This window comes from Streptosporangium minutum (assembly GCF_002149035.1).
Lineage (GTDB): Bacteria > Actinomycetota > Actinomycetes > Streptosporangiales > Streptosporangiaceae > Streptosporangium > Streptosporangium minutum.
In genome coordinates this window covers 12,496-35,322 of sequence record NZ_NGFP01000072.1, presented here as the reverse complement: position 1 = coordinate 35,322, position 22,827 = coordinate 12,496, and the positions used below count along the sequence as shown (strand labels likewise).

20 protein-coding genes are annotated in these 22,827 nt (G+C 72.3%); 9 read left to right on the top strand and 11 right to left on the bottom strand.

Features of this window, described 5'->3' with window-relative positions; translation table 11 throughout:
- Positions 1-186 precede the first annotated feature (186 nt).
- Together CA984_RS17495 and CA984_RS17490 are read left to right on the top strand one after the other, a co-directional pair.
- Complete coding sequence (locus CA984_RS17495; protein WP_086573591.1) at positions 187-1,197, top strand: FecCD family ABC transporter permease; 1,011 nt, start codon at positions 187-189, stop codon at positions 1,195-1,197.
- Positions 1,194-1,988, top strand: a complete 795-nt coding sequence (locus tag CA984_RS17490) for an ABC transporter ATP-binding protein (RefSeq protein WP_086573589.1) — start codon at positions 1,194-1,196, stop codon at positions 1,986-1,988. The genes CA984_RS17495 and CA984_RS17490 overlap by 4 nt, the downstream gene beginning before the upstream one ends.
- A gap of 19 nt (positions 1,989-2,007) precedes the next feature.
- On the opposite strand, the gene CA984_RS17485 is transcribed toward CA984_RS17490, so the two are convergent.
- The 3 genes from CA984_RS17485 to CA984_RS17475 form a co-directional block, all read right to left on the bottom strand.
- The gene (locus tag CA984_RS17485) at positions 2,008-4,539 is read right to left on the bottom strand and encodes a penicillin acylase family protein (protein WP_086573587.1); all 2,532 of its coding nucleotides are present in this window, start codon (positions 4,537-4,539) and stop codon (positions 2,008-2,010) included.
- Between the two features lie 118 nt (positions 4,540-4,657).
- Positions 4,658-5,914 carry an ArgE/DapE family deacylase gene (locus CA984_RS17480; RefSeq protein ID WP_086573585.1) on the bottom strand — a complete coding sequence of 419 codons (1,257 nt, stop codon included), beginning with the start codon at positions 5,912-5,914 and terminating at the stop codon, positions 4,658-4,660.
- Between the two features lie 4 nt (positions 5,915-5,918).
- The gene (locus CA984_RS17475; RefSeq protein WP_086573583.1) at positions 5,919-7,532 is read right to left on the bottom strand and encodes a DUF885 domain-containing protein; all 1,614 of its coding nucleotides are present in this window, start codon (positions 7,530-7,532) and stop codon (positions 5,919-5,921) included.
- Positions 7,533-7,620: 88 nt separating this feature from the next.
- On the opposite strand from CA984_RS17475, the gene CA984_RS17470 reads away from it, so the two are divergent.
- Complete coding sequence (locus CA984_RS17470; RefSeq protein ID WP_165781300.1) at positions 7,621-8,619, top strand: endonuclease/exonuclease/phosphatase family protein; 999 nt, start codon at positions 7,621-7,623, stop codon at positions 8,617-8,619.
- A gap of 93 nt (positions 8,620-8,712) precedes the next feature.
- Positions 8,713-9,033: a GroES family chaperonin gene (locus CA984_RS17465; protein ID WP_086573579.1), complete on the top strand. Its 321-nt coding sequence runs from the start codon at positions 8,713-8,715 to the stop codon at positions 9,031-9,033.
- Between the two features lie 188 nt (positions 9,034-9,221).
- On the opposite strand, the gene CA984_RS17460 is transcribed toward CA984_RS17465, so the two are convergent.
- From CA984_RS17460 to CA984_RS17440, 5 genes are all read right to left on the bottom strand, one after another.
- A complete protein-coding gene (locus CA984_RS17460) occupies positions 9,222-10,169 on the bottom strand; it encodes a hypothetical protein (protein WP_133061697.1) in 948 nt (315 codons plus the stop codon).
- 307 nt (positions 10,170-10,476) lie between these two features.
- Complete coding sequence (locus CA984_RS17455; protein WP_086573573.1) at positions 10,477-11,676, bottom strand: PucR family transcriptional regulator; 1,200 nt, start codon at positions 11,674-11,676, stop codon at positions 10,477-10,479.
- A gap of 246 nt (positions 11,677-11,922) precedes the next feature.
- Positions 11,923-12,297, bottom strand: coding sequence for a hypothetical protein (locus CA984_RS17450; protein ID WP_086573570.1), 375 nt, complete (start codon positions 12,295-12,297; stop codon positions 11,923-11,925).
- 276 nt (positions 12,298-12,573) lie between these two features.
- Positions 12,574-13,224: a TIGR02611 family protein gene (locus CA984_RS47945; RefSeq protein ID WP_242676010.1), complete on the bottom strand. Its 651-nt coding sequence runs from the start codon at positions 13,222-13,224 to the stop codon at positions 12,574-12,576.
- Positions 13,225-13,544: 320 nt separating this feature from the next.
- The gene (locus CA984_RS17440) at positions 13,545-16,481 is read right to left on the bottom strand and encodes a cellulose binding domain-containing protein (protein WP_086573568.1); all 2,937 of its coding nucleotides are present in this window, start codon (positions 16,479-16,481) and stop codon (positions 13,545-13,547) included.
- 218 nt (positions 16,482-16,699) lie between these two features.
- Between CA984_RS17440 and CA984_RS17435 the strand changes: the two genes are divergently transcribed.
- The 3 genes from CA984_RS17435 to CA984_RS17425 all read left to right on the top strand — a co-directional run bounded on the left by CA984_RS17435 (position 16,700) and on the right by CA984_RS17425 (position 19,462).
- Positions 16,700-17,626: a phosphotriesterase family protein gene (locus CA984_RS17435; RefSeq protein WP_086573566.1), complete on the top strand. Its 927-nt coding sequence runs from the start codon at positions 16,700-16,702 to the stop codon at positions 17,624-17,626.
- Positions 17,627-17,789: 163 nt separating this feature from the next.
- Positions 17,790-18,206 (top strand): YciI family protein, encoded by a 417-nt coding sequence (locus CA984_RS17430; protein ID WP_086573564.1) that lies wholly within the window; start codon positions 17,790-17,792, stop codon positions 18,204-18,206.
- Between the two features lie 8 nt (positions 18,207-18,214).
- A complete protein-coding gene (locus CA984_RS17425) occupies positions 18,215-19,462 on the top strand; it encodes an RNA polymerase sigma factor (protein WP_086573562.1) in 1,248 nt (415 codons plus the stop codon).
- A gap of 89 nt (positions 19,463-19,551) precedes the next feature.
- On the opposite strand, the gene soxR is transcribed toward CA984_RS17425, so the two are convergent.
- Entirely contained in the window at positions 19,552-20,055 is a 504-nt protein-coding gene (soxR, locus tag CA984_RS17420; protein WP_086573612.1) for a redox-sensitive transcriptional activator SoxR, read from the bottom strand.
- Between the two features lie 391 nt (positions 20,056-20,446).
- Here soxR and CA984_RS17415 point away from each other — a divergent pair, with 391 nt between their 5' ends.
- Positions 20,447-21,070 carry a P-loop nucleotide/nucleoside kinase family protein gene (locus CA984_RS17415; protein ID WP_423229314.1) on the top strand — a complete coding sequence of 208 codons (624 nt, stop codon included), beginning with the start codon at positions 20,447-20,449 and terminating at the stop codon, positions 21,068-21,070.
- 110 nt (positions 21,071-21,180) lie between these two features.
- On the opposite strand, the gene CA984_RS17410 is transcribed toward CA984_RS17415, so the two are convergent.
- On the bottom strand, positions 21,181-21,417 hold the full coding sequence (locus tag CA984_RS17410) for a helix-turn-helix domain-containing protein (protein WP_086573556.1): 237 nt from the start codon (positions 21,415-21,417) through the stop codon (positions 21,181-21,183).
- Positions 21,414-21,650, bottom strand: a complete 237-nt coding sequence (locus CA984_RS17405; protein ID WP_086573553.1) for a DUF6158 family protein — start codon at positions 21,648-21,650, stop codon at positions 21,414-21,416. Before CA984_RS17405 ends, CA984_RS17410 begins: the two co-directional genes overlap by 4 nt.
- 137 nt (positions 21,651-21,787) lie before the next feature.
- On the opposite strand from CA984_RS17405, the gene CA984_RS17400 reads away from it, so the two are divergent.
- Entirely contained in the window at positions 21,788-22,747 is a 960-nt protein-coding gene (locus tag CA984_RS17400; protein WP_086573550.1) for a LysR family transcriptional regulator, read from the top strand.
- Positions 22,748-22,827 lie beyond the last annotated feature (80 nt).

Below are 22,827 nucleotides of genomic sequence, written 5' to 3'. Positions count from 1 at the left end.
CACCGCGATGCTGGCCATCGACAGCAGCACCAGCACCGCCAAGCTGACCAGCAACCCGGTCGCCAGCGCCGCCGAGCGCCCCGCCCGCCGTGGTCGCGTCCCGTCCGGTTTCCCGGCCTTCTCGGACGTGGCCGTGGCCACACCGGCCGTGTTCACCCGGCCCCCGCCTCAGAGGCCCACCACACCATGACCGTTCTCCGCCTGCGTGACTGGTCGCTACGGCTCTCCCCGCGCGGCCTCGCCGTCGGTGCCGCCATCACCGCCCTGGGTGTCGCCCTCAGCCTCGTCGCACTGTCCACCGGCGAGTTCACCGTTCCCGTCCCCGACATCGTGGCCGCGCTGTTCGGCGATGGGCCGCCGGCCGCCGAGCTCATCGTGAGCCGCCTGCGAGCGCCGCGGGTCGTGACCGGCCTGCTGGTCGGCGCCGCGTTCGGGCTGAGCGGGGCGATCTTCCAGAGCCTCACCCGCAACCCGCTCGGCAGCCCCGACTTCATCGGCTTCACCGCCGGGGCCTCCACCGGGGGCATCGCCGCCGTCATCCTCGGCGGCTCCGCCTGGCAGATCTCGGGAGCCTCGCTGGCCGGGTGCGTCGCCTGCGCGCTGCTGGTCTACGCGCTGGCCTTCCGGCGCGGGGTGCAGGGCTACCGGCTGATCCTGGTCGGCATCGGCGTCAACGCGCTACTGGTCTCCGCCGACTGGTACATGCTCACCCGCGCCAACATCAACGACGCCGCCACCGCCGGGTCCTGGATCACCGGCAGCCTCAGCGGGCGCGGCTGGGACCACGCGATCCCGGTCGCCGTCGCGCTGGCCGTGCTCCTGCCCCTCTGCGCGTGGCTGTCGCGCCCGCTGCGGATGATGGAGATGGGCGACGACGCGGCCAAGGCTGTGGGGATCCACGTCGAGCCGGTGCGCGCGGCGGCCATCGCCGTAGGGGTCCTGCTGTGCGGCGTCGCCACCGCCGCCGCCGGACCCGTGATCTTCGTGGCGATGGCCGCGCCCCAGCTGGCCCGCAGGCTGGCCCGCTCCCCCGGCGTCACCCTGACCGCGTCCGCGCTGACGGGCGCCGTGCTGCTGGTCGGCGCGGACCTGGCCGCGCAGCGCGTCTTCGCGCCGATCCAGCTCCCGGTGGGGATCATGACCGCCGCCATCGGCGGCACGTACCTGGTGTTTCTGCTCCGGAGGGAACGACGTTGAGACTGCACGGCACCGGCCTGACACTCTCCTATGACAAGCGCGTGGTGGCCACCGACCTGGACGTCACGATCCCGGACGGCTCGTTCACCGTGATCATCGGTCCCAACGCGTGCGGCAAGTCCACGACGCTGCGCGCTCTGGCCCGCATGCTCAAGCCCCGCGCCGGGGCGGTCCACCTGGACGGAGCGGTGATCACCTCGCTGCCGTCCAAGGAGGTCGCGCGCAGGCTCGGCCTGCTGCCGCAGAGCTCGATCGTGCCCGACGGCATCACGGTCGCCGACCTGGTCGGCCGGGGCCGCTATCCCCACCAGCGGATGATGCGCCAGTGGTCTCGCGAGGACGAGGTCGCGGTGGCCTCGGCCATGGACGCGACCGACGTGAGCGACCTGGCCGACCGCTGCGTGGACGAGCTCTCCGGCGGGCAGCGCCAGCGCGTCTGGCTGGCCATGGCGCTGGCCCAGGAGACTCCGATCCTGCTGCTGGACGAGCCGACGACCTTCCTCGACATCGCCCACCAGATCGAGGTGCTCGACCTGTGCGCCGACCTCCACGAGCAGGGCAGGACCCTGGTCGCGGTGCTGCACGACCTGAACCAGGCCTGCCGCTACGCCACCCACCTGATCGTGATGCGCGACGGCCGGATCGTGGCCGAGGGCGCCCCGGCCACGATCGTCACCGCCGCGCTGGTGCGGGAGGTCTTCGACCTGCGCTGCGAGATCATCGAAGACCCGCAGAGCGGCACCCCGCTGATCGTCCCCGAGACCCGCCGCCGCGCCCGCACCCCGGCGTAACGCTCCGGGTGCCGCGCGGTCACGGCCTCAGCGTGAGGGTGTCGGCGGCGTCTCGCCGTACGGCCTGCTCGGTGGAGCGCATCGGGGTCAACCCGCCGTCCGCCCAGAGCGCGGCCTGGTCGTCGTAGTTGGCGTGGAAGGCGTGGCCGGACGCGCCGGTCAGGTTGATCCACCACGAGTGGTCCAGATCCGCCAGGTCCACGACCATCCGCATGGACGGCACCCAGTTGACCCCGTACCCCTCGGTGGCGTCCCAGCCGGTGGCGTTCACGGTGTCCTTGCCGCCGGCCGTGCGCAGCGGGCCGCGGTTGAACAGCCATTCGATCGGCCCGATGCCGCTGGTGCCGAAGGTCTCGTGGGTCAGCTCCAGGGTGTGCAGGTCGCCCCACTTCCATTCCCCGGGGTCGTCGCCGAGCAGCTCGCGCAGCTCGGCGTCCGCGTCCGCCATGGCGGCCTTCAGCATGTCGTCGCGCCCCTCGGCCCGGTCCTTGGTGCGCACGTCGTCCCAGAACGGGTCGGCGGGCCGCTCCAGCAGCGAGCGGACGACCTCGTACCACCGGTCGCCGCCGCCCGGCCGGGCGCCGCCGGTCAGCTCGTCCTCGAAGGCGCGTCTGAGCAGGTGCCGCCAGACCGCGTTGAAGTAGGCGGCCCCGGCCGAGTCGCGGCCCTGCCCGGCGTCCCAGCCCTGGAGCGTGCCGTTCGGGACCCCCACGCGCAGCAGGTGCGGCAGGAGGACCGGGGCCAGGCCGTTGTGGTCGTCCATCTGGATCCGCCCCATGGTCTCGGCGGTGATCTTCCCCTTGCCGATCTCCTGCTTCAGCCGGTCGGCGATGCGCTGGGAGCGGTAGCCGTAGGACCAGTCGGTGGTCAGGAACAGGTCCTCGCTGGGACGCGTCACCGCGTTGTTGGCGGTGACGATGTAACCCTCGGGCGGGTTGTAGACGTGGGGAAGCTTCTCGAAGGGGATGAAGCCGGTCCACTCGTGCTTCCCGGTCCAGCCGGGCGCGGGCCAGCGGCCGTCGCCCCCGGCCCGCACCGGGATCTTGCCCGGGGCCTGGTAGCCGATGTTGCCGTCCACGTCGGCGTAGATCAGGTTCTGCGCGGGGGCCTCGAAGAAGGACGCGGCCTCGCGGAACTGCTCGAAGTTCCCGGCCCGGTTGAGCAGCAGGATGGCGTCAGCCGTACGGCCAGGGTCGAGCGCGGTCCAGCGGAGCGCGACCTCCATGCCGTCCGCCGCCCCGCCGGCCGTCCGGCCCAGGTTCGCCACGGCTCCGGGCACGGCCCGGCGGGCGTCGCCGAGCACGTCGGAGATGATCGGGCCGTGCGCGGTGGTGCGGACCTTCAGGTCGATGGCCGGGCCGCCCGCGACCTTGATCTGCTCGGTGCGGACCTCCATGGGCCTCCACTCGCCGGCGACCTCCACGGTGTCGCCCCTGGTCCGCTCCAGGTACAGGTCGGTGACGTCGGGGCCGAGGTTGGTGAAGCCCCAGGAGATCCTGGCGTTGTGGCCGATCACCACGCCGGGCAGGCCCGCGAAGGTGTAACCGGTCACGTCGTAGGGGCAGGCCGCGCTCGGCGTACGGCAGTGCAGGCCGGCCTGGTACCAGATCGACGGCATCCGGGGGCCGAGGTGCGGGTCGTTGGCGAGCAGCGGCTTGCCGGTGGCGGTGTGGGCGCCGCCCACCACCCAGGAGTTGGAGCCGATCCCGGCGGAGTCGCCGCCCCCGGTGCCGAACGGGGACGGCGCCGCGTCGACGAGTTCGGCCACCCGGGCGAGCGCGTCCGCCGCGCCGACGGCCTGGCCGGCGGCGGGCCTGCCCTCCGTCGCGGCCGGCGTGGCCATGATCGGCTGGTGGCGGTCGAAGGGGTACTCGGGGAAGAGCCGGCCGGCGCGTTCCGCCGGGACCTGGGCCGCGACGAGCGCCCGGTCGAGCTCGTCGCCCATGTTGGAACGCAGGTCCCAGGCCATCGCCTTGAGCCAGGCGAGGGAGTCGGCCGGGCTCCACGGCTCGGGCTCGTAGCCGCCGTTGGTCAGCTTGAGCACGCCGTATTCGAGGCTTCTCTCGGCGAAGCCGTCGTTCTGGGCCATCCACGCGTTGACCCCGGCGGCGTAGTCGTCCAGGGCCTGCCGGGTCTCGGGCCTGATCACGGCGAGCTCGGCCTCGGCGGTGCGCCGCCAGCCGAGCGTGCGGACGACCTTGTCGACGTCCGTGGTCGAGGAGCCGAAGATCTCCGACAGGCGGCCGGCGGTGGTCTTGCGGCGGAAGTCCATCTCCCAGAAGCGGTCCTGGGCGTGCACGTAGCCCTGCGCCTTGAGCAGGTCGGCGGGGGTGTCGGCGTAGATCTGCGGGATGCCCTGGGCGTCACGGTAGACGGTCACGGCGGCCCCCAGCCCCGGGAGCGCGACCTCCCCGGCGAGCTGCGGGAAGGACCGGCGGACCGTCCAGGTCACGGTCCCGGCGAGGACGATCGCCAGGACGAGAACGGCGGTGAGGACCCGCGCGAGCCAGCGCAGCGGACGGGACAGTCGAGCAAATGGCGCAATCCGCACAGAGGTGACCTTTCATCGCACAAGTGACGCATCATCGATTGTGAGGCGAACTCATGTGACTTCGGTTACCTACAGGTAGCTTTTCGGACTCACCATCGCACGCCCGGACCCCGGACGCTCAGTCCCGGACCCCGCAGCGGCGCAGGACCAGCAGGGCGAGCGCCCGGGTGACGTCCCGGAGCTCGCGCAGGTCGACCTGCTCGCGCGGGGCGTGGGCCAGTCGCACGTCACCCGGCCCGTAGTGCAGGGCCGGGATGCCGCCCGCGGCGTACAGGCGCAGGTCACTGCCGTACGGCGCGGCCGTCTCGGCGGGGCGGGTCCCGGTCACGTCGGCCACCGCCGCGGCGACCTGGTCCAGCAGCTCGTGTCCGGCCGGCAGCCGCCCGCTCGCGAACTGGCCGCCGGGCCAGGTGACGGCCGGGGGATGCTCGCGCAGCCACGGGTGGCCGATCTCGGCGATCGCGCCCTCCAGGGCGAGGCGCGCCTCGGCGGGATCCTCGTCCAGACGGACCCCGAGACGGCCCTCGGCGACGAGCAGGTCCGGCACGCTGCTGGCCCAGTCACCCGCGCGGACCGTCCCGACCTCGATCGGATAGGGCAGCGGGTTGCCGTCGAAGATCGGGTCCGGGTCGCGGTTGCGGTCGGCCTCCAGCCGCCTGATCGCCTCGAAGACCGGCCAGAAGACCTCCAGCGCGTTGACGCCCTCGTAGCGGGTGGCGCCGTGGGCCGCCCGCCCGGCGACCTCGATCCGGAACGTCAGCGCGCCCGCCGCGGCGGCGATGACCGCCCCGCCGGTCGGCTCGGTGATCACCGCTGCCTCGCCCCGGTGGCCGCGGGCCAGGGTCGCGAACGCGCCCAGGCCGCCGTCCTCCTCCCCCACCACGCAGTGCACGGCCAGCGGCCGGACCAGCCGCACCCCGGACCTGCGGAGGGCGGCGACGACGGCGAGGTTCGCCGCCAGCCCCGCCTTCATGTCGCAGGCGCCCCTGCCGTGCAGGACGTCGCCGCTGATCCGGGCGCCGAAGGGGTCGCCCCCCTGCCACCTGGCCAGGTCGCCGGTCGGCACCACGTCCACGTGCCCCTGCAGGACGAGCGCGGGAACGCCCTCGCCCTCGGTGACGCCGACCACCCCGTAGCCCTCGCCGCGCGGCGCCTCCGTGCCGGGGAACCCCGGAGCGGCCCGGAGCGCGTCGAGGTCGAGCTTCCAGGCGTCGACGTCCAGCCCCGCCTCGGTGAGCAGACTTCCGCAGCGGTGCTGCAGATCGGACTCGGCGTCGGTGCCGGTCACGCTCGGCACCCGCACGAGCTCGGCCAGGAGCCGGACCGTCTCCGCCTCGTCCAGGGCGTCCAGCACCCTCGCCTCGTTGTCGGACATACCACTAGCCTTCCAGAGCCACCCGACGGGCCAGTCCCAGAGGGAGGCCTCCGGATCCCGCCAGGGTGTCGTGGAAGGTGCGCAGGTCACCGCGGCCCGCGGCCAGGTAGTCGGCGCGGATGCGGTCGATCTCCAGGGCGCCGGTCAGGTAGGAGGGGGCCTGGGTGGGCCAGGCGCAGTAGCGGTTGACCTCGCCCTTGGCCGTGCCGGGGGTGAGCGAGGACTTGGTGGTCATGAACTCCTCGGCCTGCTCGACGCTCATGTCACCGCAGTGCAGCGAGGCGTCCACGATGATGCGGGCCGCCCGGAATAGGCGGAAGTCCAGGTGGGCGAGCTCCTGGGCGGGGGTGGTGAAGTAGCCCTGCTCTCGCATGACCTTCTCGACGTACAGGGCCCAGCCCTCGGCGAAGTACGGCGTGCGGAACAGCTTGCGGGCCCGGCGCGGGTTGCCCGCCATCCAGGACAGGTGCCAGTGGTGGCCGGGATAGGCCTCGTGGACGGCGATGGAGGGCATCTGGGCCCTGGCGTTGGTGCGCAGCCGCTGGCGCACCTGCTCCCCGGTGAAGGAGGCCGGGGTGAACGGCACGAAGAAGTGCCCGATCCGGGAGGTGGACAGCGGCGGGGGCTGCAGGTAGGAGGCGACGGCGAGGATGGGCCGCTGGAACTCCGGCGACGGCACCACCCGGCACTCCTCGCCGTCGGCGAACGTCACCAGCCCGTGCTCGCGCACGAACCTCCTGGCCCGCTCGGTCTCGGCGTCGTACTCGGCCCGCATGTCCTCCAGGGTCGGCGCGTGGTCGTCCTGGAGCCCGATCACGGCCGCGTGCCAGTCGTCGGAGCCGCCGGGCAGCCGCCGGGCGACCTCGCGCATCTGGGCGTCCAGCTCGTCGTAGGCCTCCTGGCCGCGCTTGAGCAGCTCGTCGGCTCCGTAACCGAGCATCTCCCGCTCACGCAGCAGCGTGGAGTACAGCTCCTCGCCCATCCGCCAGGTGCCGGTGGCCCGGAAGCCCTCCAGGAACTCCACGAGCCCGTCGAAGGCCGCCGCCGCGGGCTCGGCCGCCGCGGCCAGCCGGGCACGCAGGGTCTCGTCCGCGACCAGGCCGGGGACCGTCTCGGTGAGGAAGCGCCGGGCCGTCCGCGCCTGGCCCAGGCCCCGCTCGACCAGCAAGGGGGCCGCCAGCGCCGGGTCCAGGTTCGTACGGCAGGCCGCGATGACGTCCGGCACCTCGGCCAGCCGCGCGACGGCCGCCTCGACCAGCTCACCCTCGGAGGACAGCCGGTGCAGGAACGGGCCGAACATCGAGCCGAAGATCGGCCCCAGGTAGACGGAGGGGTCGCGCCGCCAGGCGGGCCAGGTCTCGTAGGCCAGGCCGCCGCGGAGCGTGGACATGATCAGTTCGTGGTCGATCATGTCCTCGAAGTCTCCGGGCTCCCCTGCCTCCCGGAACCGCTCCAGCCAGCGCCTCGACTCCCGCTCCCGGGCGAGGATGCCCGTCTCGGTGAAGTCGCCCAGAGTCCTGTCGTACCCTTCGGCGCCCGAGAGGGCGGCGTGGACGGGGTGGGCGCCGAGGTACCAGTCGAGATAGTCGCCGACCAGGTCAGGGGAGAGGTCCGTCATGTCGGGTGAGCCTACTCCGCCCCCCCGCCGGCCGGGCACCGCCTCAGGCCCTTCACCCGCGCCCCCCGAGACGGTAGCGTCCGGCGGAATGACCACGGAAACGATCTCCAGTACGCCCCCTCCCGCCGGGCGCCCGCGCCGACGGCGCTGGATCACCGTCCTGATCTGGATCATGCTGGTGCCCTTCGCGGCCTGGGCGGTGCTCCGGACGACCGGATGGGACGCCGGGTTCCGGTGGATCCAGCTCGCCGCGTTCACGCCCTACGTGGCGGCGGCCTCGGTCGTCGCCCTGCTGCTGGCCCTGTCCCTGCGCCGCTGGACGGCGGGCGTGGCCGGCCTGGTCGTCATGGGGGCGTTCGCGTGGGCGGTGCTCCCCCGGGCCTTCGCCGACCCGGCCCCCGCACCCGGCGGGACCGCGCTGCGCGTACTGGCCTCCAACCTCGCGCGCGGCGGCGCGGACACCAAAACGATCATGGACCTCGTCGTACGGCTCAAGCCCGACATCCTCACCCTTCAGGAGCTCACCCCCGAGGCGGCCGGACGCCTGGAGGCGGCCGGCATCCGCAAGGCCCTCCCCCACATGGTCGGCGAGCCCACCCCGGGCGTCTGGGGCTCCGGGATCTACGCCCGTTTCCCCCTGCGCGCGGACCAGGCCGCGATCGACTACGGCAACTTCCGCCAGTCCGTGGCCGTCGCGCCGGAGCAGAACCTCCAGATCGTCTCGGTCCACCCCTGCGCGCCCCGGTTCGACTACAAGGCCGCCTGCTGGGCCCAGGGCCTGCGGGCGCTGCCGAAGGCCGGGGCCGGGCCGTACCGGATCCTGGCCGGGGACTTCAACGCCACCCTCGACCACGCGATCATGCGGGATCTGCTCGCCACCGGCTACCGCGACGCCGCCGACGTCACCGGGCGGGGGCTCATTCCGACCTGGCCCCAGCAGGGCTGGGAGCCGGTCCCCGGGGTAACCCTCGACCACGTGTTCGCCGACGCGCGGCTCGCGATCCGGTCGTTCGGCGTCCACCGCGTCCCCGGCACCGACCACAAGGCCGTGTTCGCCGAGCTGGAGATCCCCGGGACCGCGCGTTAGGCGGGGCGCCCCGAGCGGTCGCGGCGCCCCGTCCGGACGGTCCGCGTGCCGGGATCAGCCGGCGCGGCCCCGCCGGTCCCATAAGCTTCTGCTGTGGGTGACCCGAAGTTCGAGATTCAGATGCTCCACGACCGCGTCATGGTCAAGGTCGAGCATGAGTCAGAGGAGCGGCGCAGCACGGCGGGCATCGTCATCCCTGCGACGGTGAAGATGGCCAACCGGCTCGTCTGGGGCGAGGTCTGCGGTGCGGGCGCGAACGTCCGGGCGGTGAAGGTGGGCGACAAGGTCCTGTTCAATCCCGAGGACCAGTACGAGGTCGAGGTCCACGGCCAGCTCTACCTCGTCATGCGCGAACGCGACCTGCACGCCATCGCCACCCCGCAGACCGACAACGGCACCGGCCTCTACCTGTAGGCCCGCGCCCGCGTCCCGTTCCGCAAGGCTCCCGCCCGGTGGGCACGCTCCACGCCGTGAGGCCCCCGCCTGTCCCGTGAGGCACGCCCCGCTCCGTGAGGGCCGTGCCCGTCCGGTGGACATCCCGTCCGCCGGGGCCGGGCCTCCCGATCCGGTACGGCGGGCGCCTGCCGTACCGGATCGGGCCGTCACCTGCGGGTGTAGCTGAGATAGAGCTTCTTGGCCCAGTCCTCGGCGGAGATGGCGGCCAGCACCCGCACGGCCTTGCCCTTGAGATCGACCACGGCGACCCGGTAGGAGCCGGCGCTGGGCACGACGGCGAGGAAGTGCTTGTCGTCCCACCAGCCCAGCAGGGCCTTCGGCTGGACGTTCACCTTGGCCGCGAGCTTGCCCGAGGTGCGGTCCCAGAGGCAGACGTGCTCGGTGTAGGTCACCGGGCACCAGGTCATGAGGGCCTTCCCGGAGGGGGAGAACACGTCCTCGCCGCCGGCGGGGACCCCCGTCTTGAGCAGGGTGCGCCGGACCGCCCCGTCCTGGCCGTAGAAGCGGGTGCCGCCCTGGTAGCCGGCCACCACGTCGGCCCCGTCGGGACTCCAGCGGAACCTCGCGGTCCGGTCCACCCCCGTCACGTTCACCCGCCGGGCGGTCTTCGCCGTCGCGTCGACGACGACGAAGCCGGTCGTCTCCCAGGCCGTGCCGTTCTTCCGCTGGACGGTCAGGACCGCCTTTCCGCCGTTGCGGGTCCAGTGGGCGAATTTGGCGACGAGCGGCTTGTCGACCGTCTGGATCTTGGTGCTGTTGTTGGCGACCAGATCGGCCAGGAGCACCGAGTCGCGTCCCCCGCTGTAGGAGGTGGGGACCGCGACGGCTATGCCCCCCTTGGGCCCCACAGTGATCTCCTGATAGCCGGCCTGCTTGGCGAACCCGGCGTCCCTGCGCAGGTATGCCGCGTTGCCGACGGTGTAGGAGGTGACTTTCAGTGGGTCCGCGGGGTCCTCTCGCACGGTCACCCGGGTGTCGGGCAGCGTGAGATCCGCGGACTCGGCGGCGTGTGCGGTGGGCGGAGTCAGCGCGGCCACCGAGACGGCGATGACGGCGCATCCGAGCAGTCGGTAAATCCCAGGAGTCACAGACACGGCGGCATTTTAGGCTTGATAATCATCCAAGATCACGGCCTATACCGAATCGGTTTAACCGGCATATTCCCGCATAACTGGATATTCGCACGTAAAGCTTTACAGGCGGATTTTTAAATCGCCTTCCTCTCCCCTTTCCGGGCGGGCCGATACAGCGGCGCCCGGAGCCGACGGCAGGCTCACCACCACAGGTTTCGGGCCATGGCGGATCGCGTCACCGCGGCGTGACAGATCCGGGACCTTCCATGAACGGCCGCGGTCGCCGGTGACCCGCCTCACCGGATCCCCGGCCAGAGGCCGCGGGACGTCAGTCCGGTACGGCGTGCAGCCCGGCGGCCCGGGCGCGCAGGACGACCTCCAGCTCGAAGCGGTCGCCGGGGGTGCCGAGCTGGTCGGCGAAGAGCTCGGTGGCCTGGCGCAGCCGGTACCGGACGGTCTGGGGGTGGATGTGCAGCCGGGCCGCCACCTCGGTGGCGTTGCCGCTCTGCAGCCAGGCCAGCAGCGTCTCGGCCAGCCGGTCGCGCTGGGCGGGGCGCAGAGCGCGCAGGGGCGCCAGCCGGGCCCGTCCCATGATCTGGATCAGCGCCTCGTCCTGGAAGATCATCAAGGTGGCCAGGTGATGGGCCGCCCTGATGCTGCGGCCGTCGTCGAGCACGCCACGGCGGGCCAGGGCCAGGGCGTCACGGGCGAGCCTGAGCGACAGGGCCGCCTCGCCCACGCCGACCGCGGGGCCGATCACCACGGTCCAGTCCGCGGCCAGCGCGTCGAGCAGGCCGTGCCGTCCCGGACCGTCGGGGTCGGGAACGACCAGGCAGGGGTCGGAGCGGTCGAGATCGGCGAGCACGTCGGGCGGCAGGCCCGGCCTGGACGGCTCGTCCCGGGCACGCGCGGCCAGCGCGACGCAGGCCACGGTGCGCGGCATGGTCCACCGCACCGACCTGGCGAGGTCGGCCACGGCCCGGGGGTCGGCGGGCGGGTCGGCGACCAGCAGGTCGAGCAGCCGCCGGCGGCGCAGTTCGAGCTCGCCCGCCACCCTCGCCTGAGCCTCGGCGTAGCCGTCGGCCGCGGCGGCGGCGATCTCGTCAAGGTAGACCAGGATCGCCTCCCCGATGTCGCACATGCGCTGCCTGGACAGGTTCAGCCGCTCGGATTCCTCGGCCAGCTTCCGCCACGCCACCCTGGCGCAGATCCGCAGCGCGGACTGGAGCGAATCCAGCGGCCGTCCCTCGGCCGCCTCCCCGCTGCCCACCGCGCGGTAGACCTCCAGCAGCCGGGACCGGCTGGCTCCCCTGTCGCCGACCCGGTTCACGAAGCCCGCCAGGGCCTCCTCGACGGCGTGCCTGACGTTGCGGGCGTAGGCGCCGCTCTGCCGGGAGTATTCGGGCACGCTCGCCTCGATCTCGCCGGCCATCTCCTCGGTCAGCTCGTGCAGGTAGGGGCGGAGGGCGTCGGCGAACTCACGGGGGATGTCGGCCAGCGGCTGTTCGACGGCACGGGCAAGGCTCACGTGGGTCCTCCTGCCCCGGACGGTACTCCGATCCCTTCACTGCTTCTTCTGGCCGAAACGCACATTTTCCGGTGTGATCCCACTCACAGCGGTGACAACACTCACAGCGGTGACAAGGGAGTGGTGACGGCCGAGGCCGCCGTTCCCCCGTCCACCGCGCGGACCGTCCGGGAGGCGACCGGCCCGCGGGCCGGACCGGGACACCGGGCAAGGGCGGGCCGGAGGCCACCGGGCGCGCGTGACGGGCTAGAAGTAGCCGGCGCCCACGATGGTGGCCGGGGTGGCGCCGAGGTTCTTCACCTTGAAGCGGATGCAGGCCGGGGCCGTGTCAGGGTCGGCGGCGACGTAGGGGGCGTGGTCGTTGGCGATGATCGACACCGCTCCCAAGTACCTGCCCTTGCAGTTACTGATCTTGATCTCGGTCGGCACGCCGTTGTTCTCCAGCTTGACCAGCACCTTGCCCTTGTAGGGGGCCGTGGGGACGAGTTCCTCGGTGAGGAAGACCTCCGCGCCGGGCTGGACCGTCGCCCCCAGGTTGACGGCGTCGGCGTGGGCGGGGACGCCGGTCACGGCGACGATTCCGGCCGCGGCCAGGGCGGCCGTCGAAGACAGGACGCGCATCGGAGGTCACTCTCCTTGTGTCTCGGGATGTCTCTGGGGATCGGACGGGGAGAGACTACGGAGAGTGATGCATGGGGACGACAGTGTGGCGGCCGGTCCCGGGTAAAACCTCTGCGCCCCATCCCGTCGGCGGGGCACGCCCGTGGCCGCCCGGCGGAGAGGGCGGCTCGCCCTGCGTCCCGCACGCGACCCCCGCCGACCTGGGACGACTCCTTACAGTGGTGGATCCTGCATAGCATCTGGCCTGCGACGATGCCGCACCTACGGAAAACGCGGCTAGCGGTTGATGAGCTTCTGGGCCTCGGTGACCAGGTCGAGGCCGAAGCTGAGCTTGAGGCCGTAGTAGACGATCGCCGTGGCGGCCGCCGCGGCGACGAGGACCACCAGGATCTTGACGGTCCAGCCCTGACGGCCGAGCCAGGTCGTCCAGGCGGACAGGGTCCGCTTGCCGAACTCCAGCAGCCGGCGGGCCCAGTGGAACTCGGTGGCCAGGACGGCGAGGCCGGCGAAGACCACCAGCCAGCCGGGGCCGGGGAAGGGGACCATGATGAGGCCGGCGATGACCAGCATGGTGCCGATGACGCCGATGACGATCTTGAGGGTGAGGTGGCCCGTGCGGGTCGACCTGACGCCGTCGAGCCAGCCGTGGATGCCGGACCGCCGCGCCGCCTCGTCCTTCAGCGCGTCGGCGTCGCCGGTCTGCGCCCACGGAGCTCCGGTGCCGGGCTGTGACGTGCCGGCGTCACTGGTCTGCGCCCACGGAGCTCCGGTGTCGCCGGTGCCGGACCGCGGCGCTCCGGCGGAACGGGCCCCGGACGGCGACGGCCCGGTGTGGCCGGGCTCGGGCCGCGACGCGTCCGCGCCATCGGTTTCGGACGGCCACTCGGCCCCGTCCTGGGTGTTCCGCACCCCGTCTGAGATAGCCACGCGATCCCCCGGACAGTTGTTTCGCTCCAGAATAGGTCAGCTCAACTGATCTACACTCCTTCCGGGGGATGAATCGCGCCTGTTCCGGGGGATGAGTGGCGCCTGCGACTCAGGGCGCAGAGCGGGGCCGGCGCCACCCTCCTTCCGGCGCCGCGGCCGGGTGGCCCCGCGCCTCCCCGGAGGGCCGCGCGGGACCGTGACGGTCAGGACCGCCGGGCTATCCGGCCGTACAGGCGACGGTCAGGACAGCCGGGCCGTACAGGTGGCGGTCAGGACCGCCGGGCTGTCCGGCCGTGCAGGCGACGGTCAGGACGGCCGGGCTATCCGGCCGTGCAGGTGACGGTGGCGGGGACGCCGTTGGCGCCGGTCCAGCTGCCGCCGAAGCCGAACGCCGTGGACGCCCCGCCTCCCAGGCCGCCGTTCCAGCCCGCGTTCCTGACGGTGACGTCCGCGCCGGTCTGGGTGTGGACGCCGCTCCAGAGCTGGGTGATCGTCTGGCCGTCCGGGAACGACCACGTGACGGTCCAGGCGCTGATCGCCGAGGTCCCGGTGTTCTTCACCGTCACCTCGCCCTGGAAGCCGCCGGGCCAGGAGTTGGTCACCTTGTAGGCGGCGGCGCACCCGCCGCCCGCCGGCCCGGCGGCCGTCCTGAAGGTGACCGGGCCGGAGGCGGTGGAGCTGTTGCCCGCCCCGTCGCGGGCGATCACGTAGTAGGTGTGGGAGGTGTCGGCGGCCAGTCCGGTCAGCGCGAACGACGCCGAGGAGGACGAGCCCGCCTTCACGTCCGTCGCCCCGGCCTCCCGGTAGACGTCGTAGCCGGTCACCGCGGTGTCGTCGGTGGACGCCGTCCAGGTCAGCGTCGCGCCCGACGAGGTGATCGCCGAGGCGGCCGGCGTGCCGGGCCTGGACGGCGGGGTGGTGTCGTCGGGCGGCACGGTGCCGCCGGTGTCGGCGTAGAGGATGCCCCGGCCGTTGGTGCCGAGATAGACCCGGCCGTAGACCCGGGGGTCGCCGGTGACGGCCTCGCCCATGTTGCCGTACCGGTGCCGGTCGTCGTTGATCCTGACCCAGCTCGCGCCCGTGTCGTCGGAGCGGAAGACGCCGTTCACCCCGCCGATTGTGGCGACCGCGTACAGCGCCTGGTAGGCCCTGCCCGGCGCGGCCTTGCCGAAGCCGATGTTGACCGCGTTCGTGACGCCGGACAGCCTGGTGAAGGACACGCCGCCGTCGGTGGAGTGCCAGATCCCGGACGTGCCGCCGGCGGCGGTGTCGCCGCCCGCCAGCCAGATGTCCCCCTCGCGGCCGGGGACGGCCTTGAACTTGACGTCGCCCGTGGCCGGCAGCCCGGTCGCGGCGGTGGCCGCGAAGGAGGCGCCGCCGTCGGTGCTGGCGTAGAACCTCCCGGCGCCGAACCCGTAGAACCTGGCCGGGTTCACCCGGTCCGACTCCACCACGGCCCCGGCGGGGATGCCGGTGGACGCGGTCCAGGAGGTGCCGGAACCGGTCGAGTGGTGGACGGCCACGCCCTTGGGCGCCCAGACGAACCGGGAGCCGTCGGCCGCCGCCGCGACCGTGCCGCCCTCGTTGATCCCGCCCGGTTCGGCTCCCTGGAACCAGCTGGCGCCGCCGTCCGTGGAGAAGGCGACGTGGCTGTCGAAGGGGCGGTCGGCGTCGGTGAAGTTGCCCGCGCGGACCATCACGGCGGGCCTGGTCTCGGCGTAGTCGAGGCTGGTCGTGCTGGTGAAGCCGGGTGAGGTGAACATCATCGGCGGCACGGCGGCCAGGTCGGTGTGGCGGAAGCCGCCGATGTCGCCGAGGCCGCTGACCAGCGGGGCCCCGCTGGGCGGGCTGATCAGGTCGAGGACGGCGGTCTCCTCAAGCCCCTTCACCATCGGCTTGATGGTGAACTGGCCGCCGGTGTCCCACTTGAGCAGGTCCTCGGTGCCGTAGAGCGTGGCGCCGGTGCCGTACATCATGCGGTTGGAGTCGAACGGGTCGATCTCCAGCGATTCCGTCATCCAGCCGAGCTTGGGGGCCGTCTCCGGTGGCTGCGGGTTCGCCCCGAAGGTCAGCCAGGGCGAGGAGGAGACGTCCATCTGGTAACGGAAGGTCCTGTCGGGGTACGAGGCCCAGTCCCAGATCCGGGTCCAGGTCGCACCGGCGTCGGTGGAGCGGAAGAAGATCACGTCAGGCCACCAGGAGACCTGGGTGGCGACCATCAGCGTGCCGGGATCCCGGCGGTCGATCGTGAGCCCGCTGTAGCCGAAGTAGTCGTCGGCCGAGCTGGACGGGATCGGGCTGATCCGGGTCCACGCGCCGGTGACCGTGTCGAGCCTCCACACGTCGCCCTTGCCCCCGTCGTACGGCCCGCCGGTGTCGCTGGTGGCGATGTAGAGCGCGTGGCCGGCGTGGTCGAGGACGCCCTTGTGCGCGATGTGGCCGGTCGGCTGCCCGGCGACCCTGGTCCAAGTGGCGCCGGCGTCGGCGGAGCTGTAGACCGTGTTCTCCTTGTCCGCGACGCCGACGTAGATCCTCTGGGTCCTCCTGCCCGCGGTCGCCGAGGACGGGTCGAAGGTCACCCAGACCACGCCCGGCCGGTGGCTGAGGTAGCCGCTGGGGTCGGACGGGTCCTGGGCGTAGTTCCCCGGGTTGGGAAAGCTCGCGACCCTGGCCCAGGTGACGCCCTTGTCGGTGCTGCGCCACAGGCCGTTGCCGTCGGGCGCCCCCAGATACACGACGGCGTTGTCGTTGGGGTCGACGGCCAGCCGCTCGCCCATCCCCCGGCCGGGCATGTTGCCGCCGAGCTTGAACGGCAGCGCGGTGGCCTGCCAGGTCCTCCCCTTGTCCGCGGAGCGCAGGATCGCGCCGTTGCCGGGATCCCAGTCGTTGGTGTACATCCCCGCGGCGACGTAGACCCGGCCGGTCTCCACCGGGTCGGTGGCGAGGCTGACCACACCGTTGTAGCCCCACTTGTCCCAGCCCACCCAGTCGAGCAGCGGGGTCCAGCTCCGGCTCTCCTGCTCCCAGCGGTAGGCGCCGCCTATGTCGGTGCGGGCGTAGATCAGGTTCTTCTCGGTCTGGTTGAAGACGATCCCGGGTACGAACCCGCCGCCGTCGATCCGGACGTTCTTCCATTCGTACGGCTCGGCGGCGGCAGAGGGGGAGGTCGCCGACGCGGCCCCGCCCCCGACCGCCGTCCCGACCGCCGCGCACGCCACCGCCACGGCGGCGAGCACGCTGAACAGCCTTCTTCGCATGTACGGCTTCCCTTCGCAAAGCAATGGACAAACCGCCATGCACGATCAGGTGACGGGACCCTGACCTTCGACCGCCCATGATGCGCGTGCATGAACGCCCAGAGATTCACACGCCGGACTGCGAGCCGTCAATAGTTTGGAGCCACAACTAACAACCCCAAGGTAAAACCATACGGACTTCCGCGATTTTTACACCAAATATGGGCTAATGTCCGTTCATGCCAGAGGCTTCCCTCGTCACACGCGAGGCTCCCCTTGTCAGGACCGTCAGCGGCCCCTGCCCCCCGTCCGCCGTCAACGGAGCGGTCCTCCCCCGCGAGCACCTGCGCAGCGACATGCGCTGGGCGGCCGGCGCCGTCTCCGACCCCCACCGATGGCTGGACGAGGAGCAGGAGGTCACCAGGGAGCTGTGCGGGCTGCGCCAGTCCGACAGGCTCGGCCTGGTCGTCGAGCTGAGCTGCATCGGCATGGGCCGTGACGCCGCGGCGCTGGCCCGGGTCACGGCCGGCAGCCGGGTGGCCGTGGTGGCCGGGACCGGCTTCTTCGCCGGTCCGTTCACCCCCTCCTGGGCGCTGGACGCCGAGGTCGACGCCCTCACCCGCCACCTGCTGACCGAGATCGAGGACGGCCTGGACGGCACCAGCGCCCGCCCCGGCGTGATCGGCGAGATCGGCGTCTGGGGCGACGAGCCGACCCCCGCCGAGGAGCGCTGCGTGGCCGCCGCCGCCAGGGCGTCCCTGGCCTCCGGCCTGCCGGTCGCCACCCACCACCGCGGCGGCCCGGCCCTGCTGGAGATCCTCCTCGGTGAGGGCCTGCCCGCCCACCGGGTCAGTGTCGCCGACGCCGGGACCGACCCGGCCACCCCCCGTAAGATCGTCGAGAGGGGCGGCTACGTCTGCCTCACCTCCCTGGGCGTCGACCGGCTCCGGCAGGCGCTGGACCTCATCGACGCCGGGTACGCGCACCGGCTGCTGCTCAGCAGCGGCCTGTCCAAGGTCTCCGAGATCGAGCGGTACGGCGGAGGCGGCTACAGCCACCTGTTCCGCACCTTCCTGCCCCGGCTGCGCGAGGCCGGGATCAGCGAGGAGACCATCAGCCTGATCACCCACGACAATCCTCTCCGCTGGCTCACCTGCATGGAGTGACCATGTTCTCCGTAACTGTGCTCACAGGCTCCGCGCGTGGTGGGCGCACGGGCGGGTGGCGAGGATCCGCGACTCGGTGGCGGCTGGATGTCCGGTACGGGCCGGTGGCCCCGACGTCTCCGGTGAGAGGCGCCGGAGCGACGCCCTGTGGACAGGAGAAAACATGAAGTACATGATCTTGACCTACGGATCCCAGCAGGACTACGACGGCATGGCCGGCGAGGCCACCGGCAAGCCGGCCTGGTCCGCGGAGGACTTCGCGGCGATGGGCGCGTTCATGGAGGCGTTCAACAAGGAACTGGAGGAGTCCGGCGAGCTCGTCGAGACGCGAGCTCTGGCCGCTCCGGTCCACACCAGGCGCCTCGGGTCGCAGGACGGCGTTCCGGTCGTGACGGACGGGCCGTACGCCGAGACCCAGGAGGTCCTCGCCGGCTACTGGATCGTGGAGTGCGAGAGCTTCGACCGGGCGACCGAGATCGCCTTCCGGCTGGGGGAGTGCCCTGGCCCGGACCACGTCACCGCGAGCGCCTACGCGGACATACGGCCGCTCGCGGAGTCCCAGGCCGAGCTGAACCTCTGACCGGCTCCGTGCCCGGAACCGAGGTCGAGGACCTGCTGCGCCACCTGGCGCCGCAGGTTCTCGGCGCGGTGGTACGACGCTACGGGCACTTCGACACCGCCGAGGACGCGGTCCAGGAGGCGCTCCTGGCAGCCGCCGTACAGTGGCCGGAGGACGGCGTCCCGGACAGCCCGCGAGGCTGGCTGATCACTGTCGCCTCGCGCAGGCTGACCGACCTGCTCCGCGGCGAGCAGGCTCGCCGGCGCCGCGAGGACACCGTCAACCGGTGGACGCCGCCCGGCCGGAGCCTGGCCCCCGCCGCCGACAGGCCGGCGTCGGAGTCCGACGACACGCTCATCCTGCTGTTCATGTGCTGCCACCCCGCGCTGTCGCCGGCCTCGCAGATCGCGCTCACCTTGCGAGCGGTCGGCGGCCTGACCACGGCGGAGATCGCCCGCGCGTTTCTCGTGCCGGAGGCGACCATGACCCGGCGCATCACCCGGGCCAAGCAGCGCGTCAAGGACAGCGGCCTCCCCTTCGGCATGCCCGCGGGCCCGGAACGCGCCAAACGGCTCCGCGCGGTTCTCCACGTTCTTTACCTGATCTTCAATGAGGGCTACACCAGCACCTCGGGGCCGAGCCTGCAGCGCAGTGAGCTGTCGGCCGAGGCCATCCGGCTGACCCGCATGGCTCACCGCCTGCTGCCCGGCGACAGCGAGGTGACGGGGCTGCTCGCGCTCATGTTGCTCACCGACGCGCGGCGACCGGCCCGGACCGGCCCGGACGGCGGGTTGATACCGATGGCCGAGCAGGATCGAGGCCTCTGGAACGCCGGCTACATCGCCGAGGGCGTGGCACTCATCGCCGGCGCGCTCCCCCGGGGCGCGACCGGCCCCTACCAGCTTCAGGCGGCGATCGCCGCGATCCACGACGAGGCGCCGACCGCCGAGGCGACCGACTGGCCACAGATCGCGGCACTGTACGAGCTGCTGATGCGGATCGCCGACAACCCCATGGTGGCCCTGAACCACGCCGTCGCGGTGGCCATGGCCCGGGGCCCGCACGCCGGGCTCGACCTGCTCGAAACGCTCGGGACCGACGGACGGCTCACCGAGGACCACCGGCTCCACGCGGTCCGCGCCCACCTGCTGGAGATGACCGGTGATCACGCAGCGGCCCGCGACTCCTACCGGGCGGCGGCCCGGCGGACGACCAATGTCCCGCAACAGCGCTACCTCCACGCCCGAGCCGCCCGCCTCACGACGGACGGCCGGTGAGCTCCTCGCCGTGGGGTCCTCGCGTCGGGGACGGAGGGACGCCCGAGATGAGCGGGTGGCCCCTGACGCGATGAGCCGGGGCGGCGGCGCTACGCGCCCACGGCCTTCTGCTCCGGGTCTTCGCACACCGGGCCCGGGGCGCAGTCACTGCGCGGGACGACCATCAGGCGCGAGCCGGGTCCCCTGGCCGCCGCCACGTCGTCGGGGTTGGCCAGCGCGCAGCGGTCCAGGGAGAGGCAGCCGCAGCCGATGCACTCCGTCAGGCCGTCGCGGAGCCGCTGGAGCTGCCTGATCCGGTCGTCCAGCTCGCTCCGCCACGCCTCGGAGAGCCTCGCCCAGTCCTCGCGGGTGGGGGTGCGCTCGTCGGGCAGCGCCGACAGCGCGTCCTGGATCGTCCTGAGGGGGATCCCCACCCGCTGCGAGACCCGGATGAAGGCGATCCTGCGCAGCGTGTCGCGGGTGAAGCGGCGCTGGTTGCCCGCCGTACGGCGGCTGCGGATCAGTCCCTTGGACTCGTAGAAGTGCAGAGTGGACACGGCGACCCCGCTGCGCGAGGCGAGCTGGCCGACAGTGATCTCCAGGTTCTTGGGCACGCTCAACTCTAGCCCGGCCCTCCGGATCGGCCCCCGGACTCAGGCCGGGGGCCCCTCACTTCCCGAGAGTGCTCTCCCTCGCCATGAGCCGGTAGCCGGCCCGGGTCTCCTGATCGTCAACGAGCTCTCCTGGGTGGACAGCCTGCCCACGGTGATCATCCCCGCCGCGGCGGGCGCTTTCCCTGATGGCCGGTGCGGTGATCGCCAGTCTGCCGGTGATCGTGCTCTACCTCGTCGCCCAGCGCTGGGTGATCGAGGGAATCTCCCGCTCGGGGCTCAAGGGATGATCGACTGCCCCCTCCCCGGAGGACGGGGCTTCCGCCGCTTCCAGTAAGAATGGGCGCATGACGAGGACACTGGTGCCAGGTGGCGGAGGCCTCGCGGGAACCGCATGGCAGGACTGACGGTCCCCGAGGATGGGGGCGCCGGCCGGGGCATGACGGGACCGGGGGCGTTGTGGGTGGTGAGCGGGCCGCCGGGGGCGGGCAAGTCGACCGTGGCGGCGGCGCTGCTGGCCCGGCTGGACCCGGTGCCCGCACTGCTCGACAAGGACACCGCCTACGGCGGGTTCGTGGCGGCCACCCTGCGGGCCCACGGCCGGGACCTGGGGGAACGCGAAGGCCCCTGGTACGACGAGCACATAAAACGTCACGAGTACGCCGGGCTGACCGCGCTCGCCCGGCAGATCCGCTCCCATGGCTGCCCGGTGATGCTCGACGGGCCGTTCACCGGGCAGGTGCACGACGCGGCGCGGTGGGAGCGCTGGGTGGACGAGCTGGGCGGGCCGCCGGTCCGCCTGCTCTGGATCCGGTCGGACGGCCCCACCCTGCGGGCCAGACTGGAGCGGAGGGGGCTCGCCAGGGACGCGGGGAAGCTGGCCCGCTTCGAGGAGTATCTACGGGCGATCCGGGTGGACGAGCCGCCCGCCGTGCCGTACACCGAGATCGACAACCGCCTGGCCGCGCCGCCCCTGAACCAGCAGGTCGAGCGGATCGCGACCGTCCAGGGGCGGTAACCGGCCGGGATCAGAGCACCTGGAAGCGGCCGTCGTAACCCTCGGTGGCGCGGAGTCCCGGCGTGACGGGGACTTCCCGTCGCCCGTGGAGGCCGGGGCGCCTCCGGAACTCAATATTCCAGTCCCCAGCCGTGGGGGCCGAGGACGTAGGCGGTCCCGGCGGCCTTCAGCCAGCCGGCCTCGGTCAGCTCGTCGAGGCTGCGCCGTACCGTCTCCTCCGGAAGGTCCGTCGCGTGGGCCACCTCGGCGACCGTCGCCTCCCGGCCCTTCACCGCGAGCCCGGACACCGCCTCGTAGACGTCGGTGTCCACTCCCGACAGGGCCTGGACGTCGGGGCGCTCGTTCATGATCCCGCCCCCTGACGCCGGCGCGCGCCGTCGCGCAGCCGTTCGGGATCGACGTCCCGCTCGGGGTGGCGGCGCAGGTACTCCCCCTCCAGCTCCTCGGTCCGCGTGGTGTGGTTGGCGAGCGCGTCGGCGGAGCCGTGCAGGAGCGTATCGGTCCGGGTCGCGTGCAGGTGCCGCAGCTCACGGAGCAGGTCGTCCTCGGCCAGGTCCATCGGGTCGATTCCCATCGTCATAAGGACTCGCCTACCCTGTGACACCCCCGCCTCACTTCGCCTGCGCCCCGTTCTGTTGAAACGATTTCACGAAATTGAGTCAGATTTCATGACTTGTTTGCATTGCGGGCATAACGTCACGGCCTTACCTTCCCGGTATGGACCTCGAGCTCCGACATCTCAAGATCGTGCGCGCGGTCGCCGAGGCCGGGAGCGTCACCAAGGCGGCCACCCATCTCGGACTGGCCCAGCCTGCGCTGACCGCGCAGCTCAAACGGATAGAGCGGGTGCTCGGGGGAGCTCTTTTCGAACGCGACCACAACGGGGCGCGGCCCACGCCCCTCGGGGAACTGGTGCTGTCCAGGGCGATGGTGCTGCTGCCCGCCGCCCAGGAGCTGCAGGAAGAGGCGGTGCGGTTCGCCAACACGAGCGGAGACGTCCCCAGCTACCGGCTGGGCGCCACCAACGGGCCGGTCCTGGGCGGCCTGGTGGACCGGCTCGCCACGGCGTGGCCGTCGACGCCGGTGAGCACCTACACCTCCTGGTCGGCCAAGGAGCTGACCGCGATGGTCATGCTCGGCCGGCTCGACTTCGCGCTCATCGGCGCCTGCGGGGAGAGCCCGCCGCCGGTGGAGGGGCCGGTGGTGTGGCTGACCGTGGGGGTGGACCCGGTGTTCGTGCTGCTCGACGAGAACCACCCGCTGGTCGGCCGGAAGGAGGTGGCGCTGGCCGAACTGGCCGGCGAGCGGTGGGCGGTCACCCCCGGCGACAGCTGTTTCGGCGACTGCTTCGCCACGGCCTGCACCCGCGCGGGCTTCACTCCCCGGACCATCTACGAGACCGACGTGGGCACGTGCATGCACCTGGCCAAGGTCGGCCGCGCGGCCGTACTGTGCCAGGCGACCTTCCAGCCCGCCCCGGGCATCGCGATGGTGCCGCTCGCCGACGCGCCGCTGCGCTGGCGGCAGCTGCTCGGCTGGCACCCGGAGGGAGCCGCCGCGCGGGTCACCGCGTCGATCGTCGAGCACGCGAAGGCCGCCCACGCCGACTCGGTACGGCGCAGCACGCGATACGCAGCCTGGCTGGCCGACAACCCCCGCTTCGGCACCTCCCCATGACGTGCTTCAGCGCTTCCCCATAACGCGACGATAGGGAGCAATTGATAGAACCAGGCCCCGTGTGAGCACCGCTACGTTGG